Annotated in this window: 14 protein-coding genes; 8 read left to right on the plus strand and 6 right to left on the minus strand. The window is 67.0% G+C overall.

Annotated features, from left to right (window positions below; translation table 11 throughout):
* Nucleotides 1–76: 76 nt before the first annotated feature.
* From ACVCNR_RS12535 to hutC, 6 genes are all read right to left on the minus strand, one after another.
* A complete protein-coding gene (locus tag ACVCNR_RS12535) occupies nt 77–571 on the minus strand; it encodes a hypothetical protein (protein WP_354194924.1) in 495 nt (164 codons plus the stop codon).
* A 58-nt stretch (nt 572–629) separates the two neighbouring features.
* Nucleotides 630–1970, minus strand: a complete 1341-nt coding sequence (locus ACVCNR_RS12540; protein ID WP_354194926.1) for an HlyD family type I secretion periplasmic adaptor subunit — start codon at nt 1968–1970, stop codon at nt 630–632.
* On the minus strand, nt 1967–4177 hold the full coding sequence (locus tag ACVCNR_RS12545; protein ID WP_447075036.1) for a type I secretion system permease/ATPase: 2211 nt from the start codon (nt 4175–4177) through the stop codon (nt 1967–1969). The genes ACVCNR_RS12540 and ACVCNR_RS12545 overlap by 4 nt, the downstream gene beginning before the upstream one ends.
* 51 nt (nt 4178–4228) lie before the next feature.
* Nucleotides 4229–6208 carry a type I secretion protein gene (locus tag ACVCNR_RS12550; RefSeq protein ID WP_447075037.1) on the minus strand — a complete coding sequence of 660 codons (1980 nt, stop codon included), beginning with the start codon at nt 6206–6208 and terminating at the stop codon, nt 4229–4231.
* A 218-nt stretch (nt 6209–6426) separates the two neighbouring features.
* Nucleotides 6427–8256 (minus strand): hypothetical protein, encoded by a 1830-nt coding sequence (locus ACVCNR_RS12555; protein WP_354194932.1) that lies wholly within the window; start codon nt 8254–8256, stop codon nt 6427–6429.
* Between the two features lie 449 nt (nt 8257–8705).
* Nucleotides 8706–9473, minus strand: a complete 768-nt coding sequence (gene hutC / locus ACVCNR_RS12560) for a histidine utilization transcriptional repressor HutC (protein WP_354194934.1) — start codon at nt 9471–9473, stop codon at nt 8706–8708.
* Nucleotides 9474–9841: 368 nt separating this feature from the next.
* Here hutC and ACVCNR_RS12565 point away from each other — a divergent pair, with 368 nt between their 5' ends.
* The 8 genes from ACVCNR_RS12565 (at nt 9842) to scpB (ending at nt 17113) form a co-directional block, all read left to right on the plus strand.
* Nucleotides 9842–11002, plus strand: coding sequence for a CaiB/BaiF CoA transferase family protein (locus tag ACVCNR_RS12565; protein WP_447075038.1), 1161 nt, complete (start codon nt 9842–9844; stop codon nt 11000–11002).
* A complete protein-coding gene (locus ACVCNR_RS12570; RefSeq protein WP_447075690.1) occupies nt 10989–12152 on the plus strand; it encodes an acyl-CoA dehydrogenase family protein in 1164 nt (387 codons plus the stop codon). Before ACVCNR_RS12565 ends, ACVCNR_RS12570 begins: the two co-directional genes overlap by 14 nt.
* A gap of 217 nt (nt 12153–12369) precedes the next feature.
* Entirely contained in the window at nt 12370–13188 is an 819-nt protein-coding gene (locus ACVCNR_RS12575; RefSeq protein ID WP_354194938.1) for a transporter substrate-binding domain-containing protein, read from the plus strand.
* Nucleotides 13189–13257: 69 nt separating this feature from the next.
* Nucleotides 13258–13905 (plus strand): amino acid ABC transporter permease, encoded by a 648-nt coding sequence (locus tag ACVCNR_RS12580; RefSeq protein WP_447075039.1) that lies wholly within the window; start codon nt 13258–13260, stop codon nt 13903–13905.
* On the plus strand, nt 13905–14567 hold the full coding sequence (locus ACVCNR_RS12585) for an amino acid ABC transporter permease (RefSeq protein WP_447075040.1): 663 nt from the start codon (nt 13905–13907) through the stop codon (nt 14565–14567). Before ACVCNR_RS12580 ends, ACVCNR_RS12585 begins: the two co-directional genes overlap by 1 nt.
* Before the next feature lies 1 nt (nt 14568).
* Nucleotides 14569–15345, plus strand: coding sequence for an amino acid ABC transporter ATP-binding protein (locus tag ACVCNR_RS12590; protein WP_354194944.1), 777 nt, complete (start codon nt 14569–14571; stop codon nt 15343–15345).
* A gap of 86 nt (nt 15346–15431) precedes the next feature.
* Complete coding sequence (locus tag ACVCNR_RS12595; protein WP_447075041.1) at nt 15432–16406, plus strand: DUF1403 family protein; 975 nt, start codon at nt 15432–15434, stop codon at nt 16404–16406.
* 2 nt (nt 16407–16408) lie between these two features.
* The gene (gene scpB, locus ACVCNR_RS12600; protein ID WP_447075692.1) at nt 16409–17113 is read left to right on the plus strand and encodes an SMC-Scp complex subunit ScpB; all 705 of its coding nucleotides are present in this window, start codon (nt 16409–16411) and stop codon (nt 17111–17113) included.
* Nucleotides 17114–17124 lie beyond the last annotated feature (11 nt).

Below are 17124 nucleotides of genomic sequence, written 5' to 3' on the forward strand. Positions count from 1 at the left end.
GCTGCGTCTCCTCCAACAATGAGCGGTCGGGAATGGCTACAACGAGCCGTGCCGCCGTGGCAATCGCCTGGGCCGTTTACAGGGGGAAGCCGTGACGGCGGGCCAGCGCCCATATCTCGCGGTTGGTCTCCGCCAGCCGGTTGATCGACTGGGTGATGTTGGAGATCTCGTCGGCGTCGATGGCATCCATCTTGCCGTATCTGAGCTGTTCGCCGGATTCCGAAACCCGCATCAGCAGGGTGGAGACGTTATTGCCGCTGTCGTCGAAGGAATAGATGCAATGGTTGTATTTGTTGCGCAGCTTCGCCTCCGCCATCATCTTGCGGGTGACGTCCAGGATGTCCTTGCGCACCGGTGCCGGCGTGCGCGCCATCTTGGCCAGCCGCTCGACAAGGTCGACGCGCGCGCGCGTCGTGTTGAGGGTCAGGAAGATGATGGTGGCGGTTTCCTTGTCCACCCCGGCGAGCCCCGCGATCAGGTGGATAAGCAGGCTCTCGGTGTTGGTCCACGTATAGTTGAGCTGGCCCAGAAGGGTCAGCACGTCCCTGAAAGGCGGCACCGATCGGTTCATCGCGAGGCTGCTTGCTTGCCCAAGACGCCGCGATCCTAGCACCGCCGGCAAGCGGCGTCTAATCCTCGCGGAAGGCGCGGTTCATGCTGTCGCGGATCGGTTTCGACAGATAGTCGAAGAAGGTGCGCTCCGCCGTCTGGATCAGCACTTCGGCCGGCATGCCGGGCGTCGGCATGAAGCCGCGCACCCGGGCCAGTTCGCTGGGCGGCAGGCGCACGCGGGCAAGGTAGATTTCGCGCACTTCCTGCACGGACTGCTCGCGCAGCGCGTCGGCCGAAACATAGAACACCTCGCCCGTCAGCACCGGCGTGGTGCGCTGGTTGAGGGCTGTGAGCCGCACCGTCGCCTCCTGGCCGGTGCGCACGGAATCGATCTTGGTGCGCGGTATCTGCGCCTCGATGATCAGCGGCACGTCGGACGGCAGGATTTCGGCGATGCTCTTGCCGCTTTCGATGACGCCGCCGGAGGTGTGGTAGTAGAGCCGCACCACGGTGCCGCTGACCGGCGCGTTGATGGTCGCCCGGCGCAGCACGTTCTCGGCGGCGCGCGACTGCTCACGCACCGTGTCCAGTTCCGCCTCGACGCTCTGCAACTCGTCGAGTGCTGCCTGCCGGTAGGCGGCAAGCGTCTGCTGGACCTGCTGTCGGTAGCGTTCCATCTGCGCGCCGATCTCGTCGATCTCACCCGTCAGCCGCCCGTTCTGCCCGTCGGCCTCGGCCATTGCGCGCTGGATGGCCGAAATCTCCGGTTTGCGCAGCAGCCCCTGATCGTAGAGCTTCTGCTTGCCGGTATATTCGTCGCGGAGGAACTGGATCTGGCGCGCCAGCGCCTCCTGCTGCGCCTTGTAGCCGCCGGCGCGGAATTCGAGCGCCGCGATGTTGTTGTTCAGCAATTCGATCTCGCTGTTGAGCTTGCGCTGCGAGGCCTCGAAATTGAGCCGCTGGCTGGCGAGGATTTCCGCGATTTCCGGATCGACGGTGCTGCCGGTCAGTTCGGCCGGGAATTCGATGCGCTTCTTTTCCTCGTACTGGGCGTTCAGCCGCGCCACGATGGCGTCGAGCCGCGCGCGCCGCAGGAAGAATTGGCGCTCATTGGCGAGTGCCGAGGTTTCGTCCAGTTGCACCAGGGGCTGGCCCTCGGTCACATGGTCGCCCTCGGAAACGAGGATTTCCTTGATGACGCCGCCTTCCAGATGCTGGACGATCTTGTTCTGGCCGGTGGCCACGAAACTGCCCTGGGCGATGACGGCTGCGGCGAGCGGCGCGAAGCCGGCCCACACGCCGAAGCCGCCGAAGCACAGGATCATCAGCAGCACGCCGGCGATGCTCTGCTTGCGGATGGAGCGGGGAACCTCGGCATACCAGGTGAGGTCCTGGAGCTTGGCGACTTCGGTGCTCATGCTGCACCTGCCTGAGCCGTACCGGCCTGGGGAAGCCGCTCGCCGAACGGGCTGCCGTGCAACTGGCCGGCATTGTGGGCGGCCAGCGCGCGCAGCACCTCGTCGCGGCGGCCGAACATGGAGATGGTGCCGTTGGTCATCAGCAGGATCTTGTCGACATGGCGCAGCAGCGACGGCCGCTGGGTGATGACGATCACCGTGATGCGGTTTTCCTTGGCGTGGCGCAGCGCCCGCGCCAGTGCCGAATCGCCGGCGGCGTCGAGGTTGGAGTTCGGCTCGTCGAGCACGATCATGCGCGGGTCGCCGAAGAAGGCGCGGGCCAGCGCGATGCGCTGCTTCTGCCCGCCCGACAGCGGCGAGCCGTCGGCCGCGACCTGCGTCTCGTAGCCCTGCGGGAAGGTGGCGATCATCTCGTGCACGTCGGCCAGGATCGCGGCCCGGTAGATTTCAGCGTCGTCCACATCGTCGCGCATGCGCGCGATGTTGGCCTTGATGGAACCGGGGAAGAGCTGAACGTCCTGCGGCAGGTAGCCGATATTGTCGCCGAACTGACGCTGGTCCCAGTTGCGCAGGTCCATCAGGTCGAGGCGCACGGCGCCGGAGGTGGGCAGGATGGAGCCGACCAGCATCTTGCCGAGGGTGGTCTTGCCCGCGCCCGAATTGCCGATGACGGCCAGCGAATCGCCCGGCTGGAGGGAGAAGTTGATGCCGTTCAGCACCACGCGCTTGGTGCCCTGCGGCACATAGAGCACGCGCTCCACGTCGAGCCGACCTTCCGGATTGGGCAGCACCAGCCGTTCGAGATTCAGCGGCGAGGACCGCAGCAGCGCGCTGATGCGGCCATAGGCGCCGCGCGACAGGATGAACTGGTTCCAGCCCTCGATCGAGCCTTCGATGGGAGCGAGCGCCCGGCCGGCGATGATCGAGGCGGCGATGACCATGCCGCCGGTGATCTCGCCCTCGATGGCGAGGAACGCGCCCCAGCCAAGCAGCGCCACCTGCGTCAGCAGGCGGATGGCGCGGGAGGTGGCGGCAGACACGATATTGCGGTCCTGCGCCTTGACCTGCGCCTTCAGCGAGCCGGCCGTGTCCTGCCCCCAGATCTTCACCGCCTCGGGGATCATCGCCAGCGCGTTGATGATCTGCGAGTTGCGGGCCATGGAATCGAGATGCAGGTTGGCGCGGCTCTGGAAGACATTGGCCTCGCCGAACGGGGCGGCGGTTATGCGCTGGTTGACGAAGGCGACGATCAACAGCAGCACGCCGGACAGTATGATGATGCTGCCGAGATGCGGATGCACCAGATAAACGGCCAGTATGAAGAGCGGCGCGAAAGGAATGTCCAGGAAGGACAGCAAGGTTCCGGATACGAGGAAGGAGCGCAATTGCTGGAGGTCGCCCAGCGTCTGGTATTCGCGGCCCGAACCGTGCAGGGAGGCGCGCGCGGCGGCACTCAGGATCGGCGCGCCGAGCTGGGCCGCGACCTCCACGGCGGTGCGCATCAGGATGAAGCGGCGGATCGCATCGAAGGTCGCTTGCAGGAGCACAGCGCCGACGATGACGATGGTCAGCATCACCAGCGTGTCGGTGGAGCGGCTGGTCAGCACCCGGTCGGAAATCTGGAACAGATAGACGGGGATGGCCAGCACGAGGATGTTGCTGGCATTGGTGAACAGCAGCACCATCAACAGGTTCTTGCGCACCGCGCCGAGGCCGGCGCCGAGGCTCTTCGACAGGTCGACCGGTCCCAGCCGCCGGTGGAAGGTGCCGGAACCGCCCTTGCCCTTGCCGCCCTTGTCGTCGGTCACCGAATAGCGGCCGGGCGCCGAAGGCTGCTGGCCGTCGGCCGGCGGCTGCGGCCGCGCCTGGAGTGGCCCGGTCTCGCCTTCGAGAATGACCGTCGCCCCCGGCCTTGCCGCTTCGGGTCCGGATTGTTGCGGTTGTCGCATGCTTGTCTCCGGTTCGGGGCCGCCGGGCGCCATTTCGGGCGCCTCCTGGCGGTCCCCCTGTTCGTGTGTGTCACGGCCTTCCGCGAGATCCGGGGCCGGTCCTTCGGTGCGATGCTCCGACACGGCGTCCTCGACCGAGATTTCGATCTCGCGCTCGAGCGCGGCCAGCATCCGCGTCAATGGTTCCGTGTCGGGCTCGCAAAAACTGGTGTTGCCTGCCGCGGCACGCGGTGCCGCCATTGCCTCAAACCTCTCCATGAAGACGCGCTCCTGTCCCCCTGTCAGTCGGGTGTCTCGGTCTGGCTTGTTTCAACTCAACATGGTCTGCATGACGTCGGCCGATCCGATGCCGTGCGCCGCGCCGTCGTGGATCGGCGGCCCGTCGTCGGCATCCGGGGCCAGCATGTCGTCGCTCAGGAACACCACCGCCTCGTTCACCAGTGCGTTGGCGTCCTGCGTATAGAGGCCGGTGTCGTTCGAGATCAGTTCGGCCTGGATGAGCAGTTCGTCCGAATAGACATTGCCGCCCGCATAGACGGTGGAATCGACGCCGCCGTCGACGATGTGGGCATAGTTGACGAGGGCGTTGGTGCCGGTGGAGATGGTCCAGTCGGCATCGGCATAGGCGCCCGCCTTGTCCATCGCCAGCGCCACCTGGTCGGCGTCGCCCAGAATGTTGGTCTGGCTGATATAATGAAGGTCGATCACATCGCCGGAGATGTAGAGCACCTTCAGGCCGGCCAGCCCGCTGAAGGCCTGGTGGTTGAGCAGACCGGCCGGCGCGTCCGTCGGGCCGGCAGCGAGCTTGTCGGCCGCCTCCTGGAAGGAGGAGGGCAGTTGCTCGAAGCTCATCGTGCCGTATTGGGTGATCGAAGCCTGGTTCCACAAGAGGTTGCCGCCGGTCGACAGCGAGGCCTGGCCCGAGGTCTGGAAATCGCCGAGGGTTCCCACCAGGTCGTCGTCCAGCAGGATGTTGGTCTGGCTGATGATGTTGCCGTGATAGATGCTGCCGCCGACGATGATGAGGTCGTAGTAGATCCCGAGCTCGGCCAGCGAGGTGATGTTGAGCGTCGTGTTGTCGCCGAGCGTGATCGTGGTGCCGCCGCCGCAGGCCGACATCACGGTGACATCGTTGTCCTGCACGAAGCTGATCTGCTTGATCCAGTTGGCGAGGATCAGGTCGCCGTCGATCCGCGCCACCTGCCAGTAGGACGGGAAGCCCGACCCGTCGGCGGTCTGGCCGCCATAGGCCGGGTTGGCGATGGTCTCGATGGTGGCGACGTTGAAGGCCTGCGTCGGCGTGTTCGTCAGCGTCTGCCAGCCGCCCAGCGCACTGGATACGGCATCGCAGTCGCTCCAGACATTGGTCTGGCTGATGGCGTTGACATGGGCATAGTCGCCAACCGCCGCGACCACGGGCGCGCCGTACCAGTTGTTGATCAGAACCGCCTCGTTGAGCAGGAAATTGCCCCCGGCTTCCATGTCGATCTTGGAGGTGAGCGAGTAGTCGATGCCGTTCGGCGCCGGGGCCTCGTCATCCGTGTCTTCCGGCGGCGGCAGGAACTTGGCCGGCAGATAGGCGTCCAGAACCGGTGCTTCCTCGGCGCTTTCGCCGTTGACATGGATGCCGGCGGAGGCTTCGCCCTGCGCCACGAACAGGCTGCCGCCGGCGGGAGCTGCATCCGGCAGCATGTCGACCGCATCGGCGGCGTGGAGAAGGAAGTCGCTCGCATCGCCTGGGGAGTGGAGGCCATCCAGGTCGGCCAGCGGCTGGAGCTGCGATGAGGCATCCATCAGCCGCGCCAGCGCGGCGACCGGATCGCCCACCATGTGCATGCCGAGCCCGTGATTGCCGATCGTCAGAACGTCATTGTCGACGAGCTGCGCTTCCTGGCGCAGATAGAGCGCGAGCGAGCCGATCGGCACATATTCGGGGATCACCCTTTCCGACATGCCCGGGGCGTCGTGGTGGCGGGTGGAGCCGAACACCTTCGTCATGTCGCCGCGCGGGATCTGCACGGGGATCGGCTGGTACGGAACCGAGGTGCCGACGCTGGTCGCCACCATGTCGAACGGCGGCGGCGAATAGCTCACCTTCGGCGCGAATTGCCCCAGCGTATAGGGGCTGGAAATGTTGATCTTGACGTTGAGGAGTTCGGGATTTTCCGGCGACGCCTCCTGCTGGGCGGTGAACTCGGCGTAGTCCAGCCGCAGCCGCACATCCTCGACGGTCTGGGAGAAAACTCCGATGAAATGGGCGATGATCTCGGTGGTCGAGTCCATATGCATGGTGCACTACCTCGCCGGCTTTCCAGCGGAACCGCTTGTCCGGGCCGCCCGTCCCTGAACCGCGCCATTCCGTTAACGGCACCGGGCGTGAGCCCGGATCTGCTTCCCCCTCTTTGAGTGGCTTGAAGGAAAAGTGGGGAGCTGTGCACGGGGACCATGCACAGCTCCAGAACCCGGCGCCCTTGGGGGGAGAGGGCGCCGGACCCGTGGACGGCTTGTTATCCGTCGTCTTCCCCGACCACTGTGCTGATCAGGTCGCCGCCGACCACAGTCATGTCGACCGTATTGCCAAGGACGTTCGCGCCCATGACGATCTGCTGGTTGAAGGCGCTGGTGTCGACCACGGCGTCGGACGTGGCTTGCGACAGGCCGTTGACATAGCCGTCATCGCCATTGTTCGAACCCCATGTGCCGCCTGCGCCGCCGGCACCGCCGGCGCCATTGGTGGCGATGCCGCCCATGCCGCCGAAGCCGCCATTGCCGCCGGAAATCGGCCCGCCAAAGGCCGAACCGCCGTCGCCGCCGGCCGAAAGGGCCCAGCCGCCAAGGCCTGCGCCGCCGTCACCGCCGGCACCGCCGATACCGCCGCCGAGGCCGAGGCCGATGCCCTGGCCGGCGCCGAAGCCGAGGCCGCCGCCGCCATCGGCGTCACCGCCCATGCCGCCTGCCGCGCCGGTTCCGCCGCCGCCGCCGGCACCGCCGGCACCGCCGCCGCCGAGACCGCCGAAGCCGTCACCGCCGAGGCCGCCATTGCCGACACCGCCTGTGCCGCCCATGCCGCCGGCGCCACCTGCGCCGCCTGCGCCGCCTGCTGCCGCAGCAGCGTCAGCTGCCGCCGCCGCATCGGCCACGCCGAGGGCCGCCGCCGCATCGGCCGCACCGGCTGCCGCCGCCGCGCCATTGCCGCCGCTGCCGCCCGCGGCGCCGCTGCCGGCCGTTCCGCCGGAGCCGCCCGTGCCGCTGCCGCCGGAGCCGCCGCTGCCCGAACCGCCGGGACCGCCAGCGCCCGTGCCGCCGGCACCACCGGCGCCGCCGCCGCCGCCAGCGCCACCGGCACCGCCGGCACCGCCGTCACCACCGGCGCCAATGCCGACGCCGAGGCCGCCAAGGCCGAGCCCGGTGCCCGTGCCGGCCGCGCCTGCGCCGCCATCGGCACCGGTGCCGTCGCCGGCGGTTGCGCCGGAGTGGCCGCCGAAGCCGCCGAAGGCATCCGCGCCATAGGCCGAGCCGCGACCGCCTGCGCCGCCATCGGCGTCGGCCTTGCCGCCGCCGCCGCCACCGCCGCCGCCGGTATCGATGCCGTCACCGGTGGTCGAGGTTCCGCCCCAGGCGCTGCCCTGCTGCTGGAAGTTCGAGTTGTTGTGGACCTGCGGGTCCTTCAACGTATCGTTGTCGACCAGGTCGTTGACCTGATTGGACACGAAGGCGTTGTTGCCGGATCCGTTCAGCGAGCCGTTGAGGATATCCGAGAAGGACACGTCGTCGCCCGGATCGTAGGAGATCACGCCGTCGCGGTTGATGAACAGCTGGTCGACCTTGGCGCCGCCATAGATATCGACGTCGGCAAAGTCGTTGTCGCTGGGGATGATGCCGTCAAGGCCGACATTCACGGATGTCGACACCGAGGTCGCAACATTGGTGGCGACGTTGGTCGCGTTCGTCGCGACGTTCTCGGCCGTGTTGCTGGCGGCGTTCCCGGCCGCGTTGCTGGCTGCATTGTTGGCAGCGTTGCTGGCCGCATTGCCGGCCGTGTTCGAGGCGCCGTTCTGGGCCGCGTTCCCGGCTGCGTTGTTGGCGGAATTCGCTGCGTTGTTGCCGGCATTGTTGGCGGCATTGTTACCGGCGTTGTTGCCGGCATTGTTTGCGGCCTCATTGTTCGCCGTGTTCGACGCAGTCTGCTCCTGGCCTTGGTTCTGCCAGGAATCCTGCCCCTGGTTTTGATCCTGCCCCTGTCCTTGGTCCTGATCCTGTTCCTGATATTGGTCCTGATTGCCCAGCGGCCAGCCGGGCAGATAGGGGCCAAATCCACCGAATCCGTTTTTAGCCATGATCGTGTCCTCGATTAAAGAACCGTGCGACACGATCACCCGTCATCTGTCAGGCGATATGGTGCCGGCACGGTTCCAGTGGTTCGACGACCGGAACGATCGCCGTCTGCATGCAGTGCATCCCCCCACGAAGATGGTTTATGCACTCCTTGTTGGCCGGCTGGCCTTGCTTTCCGGAAACGCGGGACCCCCCTTGCAAAAGACCCCATGATCCCATTCCGGAAAATTCGGCTCGTCCGGCCCTTGGACTGTCGCCCCGGACCGCTGCCTTGAACAGTTGCACCTGCGTCGTAACTCCTTGCGCAATGGGGCGACGGAAGTTCATCCGTTCAACCGTGAGGAGGCAGGTCAGGGGAGGGGAGTAGGACGATCCGACAATGGATTTACGCCCTTTGGATGGGAGGTCGCGCGGGCGAAACCGCGTCGAATCCTGCCGGCTGCGTCCGCCGTCAGGAAACCTCGGGGGCCGGCGTCCCGCTTGCGGGCCAGTGGCTTCTGTCATAGCCCGCTTCGGTGCTGATGAGGTGGCCCGGCTGGCAGGCCACCCGCACGGTGGTGATCGGCCCGCGGTCGTTCCAGGTGGTACGGTGCAGGATCAGCAGGGCCTGCCCCACTTGCGTCTGCAGCAGTCGCGCCTCCCGCCGGTCGGCATTGGCTGCCGAGAAGGCCAGTTCGGCCCGCAGATAGGGCGCGTTTCGGACCAGCCATTCATTGGCGTTGAGCTGCCAGAAATCGACCTCTTCGAGCCCCGGGGCCGTGGGCGGGTTGATCCAGCGGTCCTCGAGCTGGAAGGGGCGGCCGTCGCCATAGTGCACGGCGCGCATGTGGACCAGCATCTTGCCTTCGGGCAGGCCGAGCCGGGCGGCGATGTCGGCGGGGATCGGGCTGCGCCGCTTGGCCACGACGCGATAGCTGTAGGCCAGGCCCGCCTGCTCCACCTGTTCGCGCACGATGGAAATCGACACCGTCGCCTTGCGGATCGGATCGACGGTCACGCGCGTGCCGGCCCGGCGGCGGCGGTCCAGCAGGCCCTCGTCGGCCAGCAGTTGCAGCGCCTTGTTGACCGTTGCCCGCGCGGCGTCGAACTCGATGGCGAGGTCGGCCTCGTCAGGGATGCGGTCGCCCTGCCGCCATTCGCGCTCGATGATGCGCCGGCGCACCTCGTTGGCGATGTTCTGCGCTTTCGGCGATGTCGGGCCGGTCCGCCTGTCGGTCATATCCGCCTCCCTCACCTTCACGATCGGGCGTCGCCGCCTTGTGTTGCCGCGCTCCCCATGCCGTCGCATGGTGCGGTCGGCGAAATTCTCCGTCAATAAGTTTATACATAGACGCAAATTAAGTCTATACATAGAGAATGAACTGTGGTTAGGTTCGGCCAGGGTGAGGAGATCGATCGCGGCGCCGGTCAGGCGTTACGGCATGTCCGAGCCTGACCGAGCTTTACCGCCGCATCGGGTTCGCCCCCTGCGCGCCGCGGCATCTGGAGGAGGCTGGCAATGCCCGAACCTGTCCTGGCTGATCTCGAACGGGCCGACTTCGGACGGATCGCCGCGTTCGTGCCGGAGGCCTGCGCCGGAGGCCGCGCATGAGCCGGCCGTTGAGCGGGGTGAGGGTTCTCGACCTTTCGCGCGTTCTGGCCGGTCCGTATTGCACCGCGCTGCTGGCCGACCTCGGGGCCGAGATCATCAAGCTGGAGCCGCCGGCCGGCGACGACTACCGCCATATCGGCCCGTTCAAGGATGGCGAAAGCGCGCTGTTCACGCTGAACAATCGCGGCAAGAAAAGCATCGCCCTCGACCTCAAGAAGCCGGCCGACCTGAAGCTGGCGCAGGAACTCGCCGCCCGCGTCGACGTGGTGGTCGAGAATTTCCGCCCCGGGGTCGCCGCCCGGCTGGGACTGGGCGCCGAGGCGCTGCGCGCCGCAAATCCGCGCCTGATCTATTGCTCGATCTCGGGCTTCGGACAGGACGGTCCGTTCACGGACCTGCCGGCCTACGATCTGGTCGTGCAGGCCATGTCCGGCCTGATGGCGGCGACCGGCGAGGACGGCGGCGCACCCTTGAAGACGGGTGAAAGCGTGGCCGATCTGATCGCCGGCCTGTTCGCAAGCTGGTCGATCATGGCCGCGCTGGTGCAGCGCAACGCGACCGGGCAGGGAGCGACCCTCGACGTGGCCATGTACGACGCCCTGTTCTCCATGCTGACGACCAGCCATGCCCAGTATTTCTACGATGGCGTGATGCCGGGCCGGGTGGGCAACCGCCATCCGCTCTCCACCCCCTTCGGCTGCTTCGGGACCAGTGACGGGCAGGTGGTGATCGCGGTGCTGAACGGCGGCCAGTTCCAGCGCCTGGCGGCGCTGATCGGCAAGCCGGAGATTGCCGATGATCCGCGTTTTTCAAGCGACAGCAGCCGCACCGGCAACGAGCCGGCGCTGCGGGCGCTGATCGAGGAATGGTCGGGCGCGCTGACGACGGAGGAAGCCGTCGCCGCCCTTTCGGCGCAGGGGCTGCCCACCGCGCCGATCTGGGACATCGCACAGGCCGCGAACAATGAGCACGCCGCTCATCGCTCTCTGGTGAGCGAGCTGCCGCATCCCGTTCTCGGCCGTGCGCCGGTGGTTGGCCAGCCGGTGCGCTTCGACGGCGTGAAGCCGGTGGCGGCGTCATCGGCACCCCGCCTCGGCGGCGACATCGAGGCGGTTCTGAAGGAATTGGGACTGGAGGCCCTGCATCATGCAGATTGACGACCCCTGGCACATGCTTGCGGAAGAGGAGCGCATGTTCTGCGAGGTGCTGGAGCGCATCTGCGCCGACAGGATCGCGCCGCTGGCCGCCGAAACCGACGAGACCTCGCGCTTCGTGCATGAGCAGCTCGCCACGCTCGGCGAGGCGGGCATGATGGGCGCCAACCTGCCGGAAGCCTATGGCGGCGGCGGCATCTCCGCCCTTGCGCTGCTGCGCGCCGTCTCCATCGTCGCCGGTGCCTGCGGCTCGACCGCCTCGGCGCTCACCGCACATTATCTGGCGACCGATTCGATCCTGATCGGCGGCACCGAGGAGCAGAGGCAGGAGTGGCTGCCGAAGGCCGCTTCCGGCGCGGCGCTGGGGGCCTTCGCGCTCACCGAGCCCACCGCCGGCTCCGATCCCGCCGACATGAAGACCCGCGCCCGCCGCACCGACAGCGGCTGGCATCTCAAGGGCAGCAAGTGCTTCATCTCCAATGGCGGTGTGGCCGATTTCCTCGTCGTCTATGCCGTGACCGATCCGGACAAGGCGCATCGCGGCATCTCGGCCTTCATCCTGCCCAAGGGCACGCCCGGCCTCGAAGCCGGCCCGGCGGAGAAGACCATGGGCCTCAAGGGCGGCCATGTCTTCACCCTCAGCCTCGACTGCGCGCTGCCCGAAAGTGCGCTGCTGGGCGAAGAGGGCAAGGGCTTCCGCACCGCCATGCAGGTGCTGGACAATGGCCGCATCGAGGTGGCCGCGCAGTGCCTGGGCATGGCCGGCGCGGCGATGGAGGCGGCGATCGCCTATGCCAGGGAACGCATCATCGGCGGCATCGCCCTGTCCGAACGCCAGGGCATCCGCTGGATGATCGCCGACATGGGCCTCGCCTACAAGTCGGCGCTGCTCCTGTCGCAGGAGGCGGCACGCCAGCGCAGGCTGGCGCACGAGCATGGCGGGCGCTTCTCGCTGGCCTCGTCCATGGCCAAGCTCGGCGCTTCGGAAGCCGCCGGCAGGATCGCCGACACCGCGCTGCAATTGCATGGCGGCTATGGCTATACGCGCGACTTCCCGGTCGAACGCATCAACCGGGATCTTCGCATCATGCGCATCTATGAGGGATCGAGCGAGATCCAGCGTATCATCATCTCGGGCAACATGCTGGCCTGAGCGGTGGGCAATACTTTGGTAGGCTTCGCGCCGCGGTCACTGGTGGCGCGTTGAAAAATGAACAATAACGAGGTCCCGGACTCACGGACATGAGCGCAATGGCAACCGGCCGGTGACGGCACCAGAAGGCAAGCATCGGTCCGGCGTCCGCAAAACGCGGCCATTCCGCTCAAGCCCGTGAATTCACGACATGAACCTGTCCAGCAAGGAGAACGAAATGAAACTTTCCGGATTTCTGAAGTCGGCTCTCGCCGGCATCGCGCTGATGGCCCTCGCGGCTCCCGCCAGCGCCGACCAGCTCGATGACATCAAGGCCGCGGGCAAGATCGTCACCGCCACCGACATGCACTACGCTCCGTTCGACATGCTCATTGACGGCGTCTACCAGGGCATGACCAAGGACCTGTTCGACGAGGTCGCCAAGGAAATCGGCGTCGAGCCGGTCTATCAGGACATTCCGTGGACCGCCGAGCTGCCGGGCCTCGAGGTCAAGAAGTTCGACATCGTCATCGCCCCGGTCACCATCACGCCGGAGCGCCTCGAGCGCTACACTTTCACCCTGCCGATCGCCGACGCCACCGTCTCGCTGGTGCGCGCCGCCAACAACACCGAGCTGAAGAAGCCCGAGGACATCAAGGGCAAGACCGTGGGCGTCCAGCAGGGCACCGCGCAGTTCCGCCAGCTCGAAGCCTACGGCAAGGAGCTGGGCGGCGTGAACGTCAAGGAGTACGGCACCACCGACGAAGCCTATGCCGACCTCGCCGCCGGCCGTCTCGACGCCGTTGCCGGCTCGCTCCCGAACCTGACCTATCTGGTGAAGAACCGCGGCGAGACCTTCGCCCTGTTCGAGCCGGCCTCCTTCGGCCAGCCGACCTATTTCGCCTGGGTTCTGCGCAAGGAAGCCGACACCGAGAGCTTCGCCAAGGCCATCAACGACGCCATGCTGAAGATGACCGACGACGGCCGCGTCAAGGCCATCCAGGAGAAGTGGCTGGGCTCCTACACCGAGCTGCCGCGCGAAGTGCCGGCCAAGTAATCCTGTGCCGCGGGCGGGTTTTCCCGCCCGCGCTTTTCCCGGACCGCCGGGAGGACAAGCGGAGGCGCGATGTTCTCGATCCCGACCTTTCTCGACAGTTTCGGGCCGCTCTTCTGGGCGGCACGCTACACGCTGCTGATCTCCGTGCTGGGCATCAGCCTCGGGCTGGTCATCGGCGCGCTGGTCTGTGCCGCCGCACTCTCGCCCGTGGTCTGGCTGCGCCGGATCGCGGGCCTGTGGGTCTCCTTCCTGCGCGGTGTTCCGCTGCTCGTCCAGCTCCTGCTGTTCTACTATCTGCTGCCTGTCATCGGCATCGACGTCCCGGCGATGTTCGCGGCCGTGGTCACGGTCGGCATCTGCGCCAGCGCCTATATTTCGGAAATCTGGCGCGGCGCCATCAACGCCCTGCCCAAGGGGCAGACCGAGGCCGCGACCGCCATCGGCATGTCGCCCCGCGATATCTGGGGCCGGATCGTGCTGCCGCAGGCGGTCACGCTGTCGCTGCCGGCGCTGATCAACGAACTGATCCTGCTGGTCAAGGCATCCTCGCTGGTTTCGGTCGTCGGCATCCTGGAGCTGACCCGCGCCAGCCAGGCGCAGGCCGCGACCACCTTCCGGCCGCTTGAAGTCTATCTCGCCGCGGCCTGCATCTACCTCATCATCAATCTGTGCCTGGCGGCTTTCGGTCGTTACCTCGAACACAGGATGGCTGTCTGATGGAATGGGGCATCCTGCAACAATACGGGCCCATGCTGCTGCGCGGCTTTGGTCTCACCATCCTGTGCTGGCTGTTGGGCACCATCCTCGGCATGGTGCTGGGGCTGGTCATCGCGCTTGTGCAGCGCTATGCGCCGCGCCCCGTCGGCTGGGTGGTGCAGGCCTATATCGAGGTCATCCGCGGCACCCCCTTTCTGGTGCAGCTTTTCGTGCTCTACTATGGCGGCCCGCTGATCGGGCTTCGGCTTGACGCGCTGCCGGCCGGCATTCTCGGCCTGACCATCTACGGCAGCCCCTATTTCGCGGAAATCTTCCGCTCGGGCTTCGGCGCCGTCCCCCATGGCCAGATCGAGGCCGCCCGCGCCATCGGCATGTCCGAGCCGGCCATCGTGCGCCGCATCCTGCTGCCGCTCGGCCTGGTTTCGGCGCTGCCGGCGCTCGTCAACTTCTCGATCATCCTCACCAAGGAAACGGTGATCCTGTCGATCATCACCGTGCCCGAGCTGATGTATCAGGTGCAGCGCATGTCCACCGAGACCTTCCGCTATCTGGAGGCGAACCTCGTTCTGGCGCTGTTCTTCTGGGCGCTGGTCGAAACCATCTCGCGCTTCGGCCGCCGGCTGGAAAAGCGCATCACCGGTTATCTCATCGAAAGGACGTAAGATGCTCGCCGCGTCATCCGTCGAAATCCAAAAGGTCAACAAATACTACGCCAAGTTCCAGGCGCTGAAGGATGTCGACCTCTCCATCCCGCCGGGCAAGGTCACATGCCTGATCGGCCCTTCCGGCTCGGGCAAGTCGACCCTGCTGCGCTGCATCAACTTCCTCGAGGAATATGATTCCGGCGAGGTGCGGATCGACGGCAAGCTGATCGGCTACGAGGCGCCGGGCGGGCGCAAGATGGCCGGGCGCAAGCTGCGCGACATGCGCCGCTCCATCGGCATGGTGTTCCAGCAGTTCAACCTGTGGCCGCACATGACCGCGCTGCAGAACGTGGCCGAGGGCCTGATCCGCGTGCGCGGCATGAAGAAGGCCGAGGCCGAGGCCCGCGCCGCCGACGCGCTGAAGAAGGTCGGGCTGGCCGACAAGATGGCGAACCACCCCTCGCGCCTGTCGGGCGGCCAGCAGCAGCGCGTGGCGATCGCCCGCGCCATCGCCATGGAACCGCGCCTGATGCTGTTCGACGAGCCGACCTCGGCGCTCGACCCCGAACTGGTCGGCGAGGTGCTGAACGTCATGAAGGCGCTGGCTTCCGAGGGCATCACCATGGTCGTCGTCACCCATGAGATGGGCTTCGCCGCCCATGTCGCCGATCAGGTGGCGTTCATGGAAAAGGGCGAGCTGGTCGGCGTCGATGCGCCGAACCGCATCCTGCACCAGCCCGAGGACCCGCGCATCCAGGCGTTCTTGCGCACCTATCACGAGCGCAACAGCTTCTGACCCAGCGGAGCTGTCCCTGCACATTAATTGTGCGGATCGAAGCACATAATCTGTGATCATCCGCACAGTGCGGCTAAGCTCGCGCCATGAAGCCGCTTGCCGATTCGCTGCGCAATTTCGATCCGGTCCTTGCCATGCCGGAGGCCGTCCCGCGCCTGCCGGGCTGGGTTTCCGCGCGCCGTGACGTTGCCGATCCCTGTGCCGCCGCCTTCGCCGCCGGCGCGGCCCTCCATGCGCTCGACAGCCTCGTGCGCGCCGAGCCGATCTGGGCCGGCGCCTGGCGCCAGCGGCTGGCGCTCGAATGCGCCGAGCGTGCCTGCCGCATGACTGGCCGCACCGAGACGCAGGCGGCCCTGCGCGATGCCTGGTATCTGTGCCCGAGAGGGTCCGATCCTGGGCCGGGCGGCAATCTTTTCGGCGCCTGGCGCAGGCTTGCCGCGCAGCGGCCGCATGTCGATACCGAAGCGCTGGCCGGCCTTGCCGAACTGATGGGCCTGCCGGGCGACATGGACTGGCAGGCGCTGGCGAGCGCCGTCGAACAGGCGGCGACGTCCGGCCTGCCTGCGCCGACTGCCGCCGCCTCGGCCGCCGGCCGGGTGATGGCGCTGGAGCCGCGCGCCGAACTGCTGTGCTGGTGGCTGGTCGATCTGGTTCTGGCGCGCAGTCTCGGCTGGCAGCACGCGGTGCCGCTGGCCATGGCGCTGGCCTTCGATCCCGTGTTCCGCGCCGAAGGCGAGCGTTCGAAGCGCATCAGGCCGGCCGATCCCGCATTCGAGCAGGCGCTGTGCCGGGCCTATGTCGAAGCCACGGCCTCCGCCTTGCGCGAGGCCGGGGTTCTCGCCCGCCGCACGGCACGCCTGCTGGAGGTGGCGCCGAAGCTCAGGGCCAAGGGCGCGCCGGATGCGCTCGACCTGCTGCTTGGCGACGATGCGGTGGCCGGCACGCTGGCCACCCGCAAGCTGTCGCGCTTTGCCTCGCGCCGGTTGTTCGCGCGGTTGGAGCAGTTCGAGGCGGTGCGCGAACTGACCGGCCGTCCCGGATTCAGGATCTACGGGCTGTGACCATGGCCGCGGACCAGATAGAGCACGACGACGACAGGACGCGCCCGGCCGACCAGCCGCCGCTGCTCGACACCGAGCTTGAGCACCTGCCGCCCGAACTGCGCTGGCGCGAATGGATGGGCCGCGTCGAGGCGGTCATTTTCGCCTCGTCCGATCCGGTGCCGCGCGAGGTTCTGGCCAAGGTGGTCGGCCGCAACTGCAACATCGACCTCATCATCGACGATATCCGGGAGGACCTGCGCGGCAGGCCTTACGAACTGGTGAAGGTGGCCGGCGGCTTCCAGCACCGCACCCGCCCGGCCTTTGCCGAAGCGATCCGCGTCGCCTCGGGTCAGAAGATGGACAAGGCCAGCCGGCCCCTGTCGCAGACCGAGGCGCTGGTGCTGATGACCATCGCCTATTTCCAGCCCATCACCCGCGCCGAACTGTCGTCCTTCTTCGCCAAGGAGATCAGCCGCGACCTGATCGCCGTGCTGCGGGGGCAGGATTTCATCGCCTCGGGACCGCGCAGCCCGACGCCCGGCGCACCCTACACCTATGTGACGACCAAGACCTTCCTCTCGCATTTCGGGCTCGACACGCTGCGCGACCTGCCCGATTTCGAGGCGCTGGAAGATGCCGGCCTGCTTTCCAAGCGCAAGCTGCTGGCCGGCGAAATTCCGATGGCGCTGGCCACCGGCGGCGGTGAAGGCGAGGGAGAGGAATAGTTCCGCCTCGC

Source organism: Aquamicrobium terrae, from assembly GCF_052978165.1.

Coding starts and splice junctions, on each gene's coding strand:
- ACVCNR_RS12535 (WP_354194924.1), bottom strand. CDS start 571: ATGAACCGATCGGTGCCGCCTTTCAGGGACGTGCTGACCCTTCTGGGC.
- ACVCNR_RS12540 (WP_354194926.1), bottom strand. CDS start 1,970: ATGAGCACCGAAGTCGCCAAGCTCCAGGACCTCACCTGGTATGCCGAG.
- ACVCNR_RS12545 (WP_447075036.1), bottom strand. CDS start 4,177: ATGGAGAGGTTTGAGGCAATGGCGGCACCGCGTGCCGCGGCAGGCAAC.
- ACVCNR_RS12550 (WP_447075037.1), bottom strand. CDS start 6,208: ATGCATATGGACTCGACCACCGAGATCATCGCCCATTTCATCGGAGTT.
- ACVCNR_RS12555 (WP_354194932.1), bottom strand. CDS start 8,256: ATGGCTAAAAACGGATTCGGTGGATTTGGCCCCTATCTGCCCGGCTGG.
- hutC (WP_354194934.1), bottom strand. CDS start 9,473: ATGACCGACAGGCGGACCGGCCCGACATCGCCGAAAGCGCAGAACATC.
- ACVCNR_RS12565 (WP_447075038.1), top strand. CDS start 9,842: ATGAGCCGGCCGTTGAGCGGGGTGAGGGTTCTCGACCTTTCGCGCGTT.
- ACVCNR_RS12575 (WP_354194938.1), top strand. CDS start 12,370: ATGAAACTTTCCGGATTTCTGAAGTCGGCTCTCGCCGGCATCGCGCTG.
- ACVCNR_RS12580 (WP_447075039.1), top strand. CDS start 13,258: ATGTTCTCGATCCCGACCTTTCTCGACAGTTTCGGGCCGCTCTTCTGG.
- ACVCNR_RS12585 (WP_447075040.1), top strand. CDS start 13,905: ATGGAATGGGGCATCCTGCAACAATACGGGCCCATGCTGCTGCGCGGC.
- ACVCNR_RS12590 (WP_354194944.1), top strand. CDS start 14,569: ATGCTCGCCGCGTCATCCGTCGAAATCCAAAAGGTCAACAAATACTAC.
- ACVCNR_RS12595 (WP_447075041.1), top strand. CDS start 15,432: ATGAAGCCGCTTGCCGATTCGCTGCGCAATTTCGATCCGGTCCTTGCC.
- scpB (WP_447075692.1), top strand. CDS start 16,409: ATGGCCGCGGACCAGATAGAGCACGACGACGACAGGACGCGCCCGGCC.